The following is a 3,002-nucleotide window of genomic DNA, read 5'->3' as shown; positions in this document are numbered from 1 at the left end:
GCGCACCACGCTTCGGATCATCGCGCACAGCAAAAAGCCCGGCTGCACCAGCCGGGCTTTTTGCTGTGCGCGATGATCCGAAGCGTGGTGCGCGCAGCTTCGAGCGAAACACCGGCTGCGCTGACCAGATCGAACCTGTCGCTGCTGCCGGCGCAATAATGCGGTTCGCAGTCGGATCGCTCCAGCGAGCCGTGGATTCGGCGTAGCTAGCTGGAGGCGGGTTACGGCGGGTTCCTGGTCGACACGTTCTAAACCAGCCGCGCGGAAGGTTTTGTCAAATCGGTCCGGATTGATTAACCTGACCAGGATCGCTTGGACCGGGAATCGGAACTGCCGCGACTGCATTGGCCGTAGCTTCGCGTGCTTGCGGCCAGCCAGGGGCAGGGCCATATTGCTAGCGAGCGATACGGCTTGACCGGATTTGTCGGGAGCGGCGATCCAACTGGTTGGCGCGCCTGCGCCGGGCTCCGGAGGACGGGGTCGCGCGGTGACCGCATTCGCTTCCGTGGGGAATTTTGAACGCCTGTGCCATGCTGCAATTGACTTCCAGCCTCGACTTGTCCGCGCCAGCCGCTGCCGCCGCTCCTCGCATGAGCAATGACGAGAACCGTTCGGGCACTCCCTCGGGTCCGAACACCTCGGTGATCACCAAGGTCAAGCCCAAGACCAAGCGGCCGAACTTGTACCGCGTGCTGATCCTCAACGACGACTACACGCCGATGGAGTTCGTCGTTCACGTGCTGGAGAAGTTCTTCAACAAGGACATCGAAGCTGCGACCAAGATCATGCTGCATGTCCATCATCATGGCATCGGGGAGTGCGGCGTCTTCACCTACGAGATCGCCGAGACCAAGGTGACGCAGGTGATGGATTTCGCCCGCAAGCACCAGCACCCGCTGCAATGCGTAATGGAAAAGAAGTAGACGCCTTTCGCCGCGTTTGAAGGCGGCTCTCTTGTAAGCCGCAACGTCGTTGTCGCGTGAAGGCTGCGCGCTGTTGGACGCAGGCGGCAAAACTACGGAATCGTGCGCCAGCGCCCATCCTGCCCAAATCGGAACGGGTTTTGCATCGAAAATACCGCAGATGTGTCGCCACCGAGTCGCGGAACCGGTCTTTCACCGCGGTCTTGTATAACTATATGTGACAAAGGTTGTTGTTGCCTGACCGGGCGATCACGACCATGATGGTGGGGGCCATAGAGGACGCGAATGCCGACTTTTTCCCAAAGCCTTGAACAATCCCTGCATCGTGCGCTGGCGATCGCAAACGAGCGTCATCACCAATACGCGACGCTCGAGCATCTCTTGCTCTCCCTGATCGACGACTCCGATGCAGCCGCCGTCATGCGCGCCTGTAGCGTCGATCTCGACAAGCTCCGTGCGAGCCTCGTCAATTACCTTGAGACCGAATTCGAGAACCTGGTGACGGATGGCGCCGACGACGCCAAGCCGACCGCCGGCTTCCAGCGCGTGATCCAGCGCGCCGTGATTCACGTCCAGTCGTCCGGTCGCGAAGAGGTGACCGGCGCCAACGTGCTGATCGCGATCTTCGCCGAGCGCGAGAGCCACGCCGCGTATTTCCTGCAGGAGCAGGACATGACGCGCTACGACGCGGTCAACTACATCAGCCACGGCATCGCCAAGCGGCCCGGCGTCTCCGAGGCGCGCCCCGTGCGCGGCGTCGACGAGGAAACCGAGGCCAAGGGCAACGAGGACGCCAAGAAGAAGGGCGAGGCGCTCGAGACCTATTGCGTCAACCTCAACAAGAAGGCGCGCGACGGCAAGATCGACCCGGTGATCGGACGCAATTCCGAGATCAACCGCGCGATTCAGGTGCTGTGCCGCCGGCAGAAGAACAACCCGCTGTTCGTTGGCGAAGCCGGCGTCGGCAAGACCGCGATCGCGGAAGGTCTCGCCAAGCGCATAGTCGACAGCGAAGTGCCTGAGGTGCTTGCGGCCGCCACCGTGTTCTCGCTCGACATGGGCACGCTGCTCGCAGGCACGCGTTATCGCGGTGACTTCGAAGAGCGCTTGAAGCAGGTGCTGAAGGAGCTCGAGGCGCATCCCAACGCCATCCTGTTCATCGACGAGATCCACACCGTGATCGGTGCGGGCGCGACGTCGGGCGGAGCGATGGATGCCTCGAACCTGCTCAAGCCGGCGCTCGCCTCGGGCACGATCCGTTGCATGGGCTCGACCACCTACAAGGAATACCGCCAGCACTTCGAGAAGGACCGCGCGCTGGTGCGGCGTTTCCAGAAGATCGACGTCAACGAGCCGACGGTCGAGGACGCCATCGCGATCCTCAAGGGTCTCAAGCCGTATTTCGAGGACTACCACCGGCTGAAATACACCAATGAGGCGATCGAGGCGGCGGTGCAGCTGTCCTCGCGCTACATCCACGACCGCAAGCTGCCGGACAAAGCGATCGACGTGATCGACGAGTCCGGCGCGGCGCAGATGCTGGTCTCCGAGAACAAGCGCAAGAAGACCATCGGCATCAAGGAGATCGAGACCACGATCGCCTCGATGGCGCGGATTCCGCCGAAGAGCGTTTCGAAGGACGATGCCGAGGTGCTCAAGCACCTCGAGCAGACCCTGAAGCGCACCGTGTTCGGCCAGGATCGGGCGATCGAGCCGCTTGCCGCCTCCATCAAGCTGGCGCGTGCCGGCCTGCGGGAGCCGGAGAAGCCGATCGGCTGCTACCTGTTCTCAGGGCCCACCGGTGTCGGCAAGACCGAAGTGGCAAAGCAGCTCGCGGCGACGCTCGGAGTCGAGCTGCTGCGCTTCGACATGTCCGAGTACATGGAGCGGCACACGGTGTCGCGCCTGATCGGCGCGCCTCCCGGCTATGTCGGCTTCGATCAAGGCGGCCTGCTCACCGACGGCGTCGACCAGCATCCGCATTGCGTCGTGCTGCTCGACGAGATCGAGAAGGCACATCCCGACCTCTACAACGTGCTGCTCCAGATCATGGATCACGGCCGGCTCACCGATCACAAT

2 protein-coding genes are annotated in these 3,002 nt (G+C 62.5%); both read left to right on the top strand.

From position 1 onward, the window contains the following. Nucleotides 1-590 precede the first annotated feature (590 nt). Entirely contained in the window at nucleotides 591-923 is a 333-nt protein-coding gene (clpS, locus tag JHD07_RS36670) for an ATP-dependent Clp protease adapter ClpS (RefSeq protein ID WP_063194953.1), read from the top strand. Between the two features lie 285 nt (nucleotides 924-1,208). Further along, nucleotides 1,209-3,002: AAA family ATPase (locus JHD07_RS36665; RefSeq protein ID WP_291631062.1), on the top strand; the 1,794-nt coding region annotated here is incomplete at its 3' end.

This window comes from Bradyrhizobium sp. (genome assembly GCF_016462955.1).
Classification (GTDB): domain Bacteria; phylum Pseudomonadota; class Alphaproteobacteria; order Rhizobiales; family Xanthobacteraceae; genus Bradyrhizobium.
This window is presented reverse-complemented; position numbering and strand designations above follow the sequence as displayed.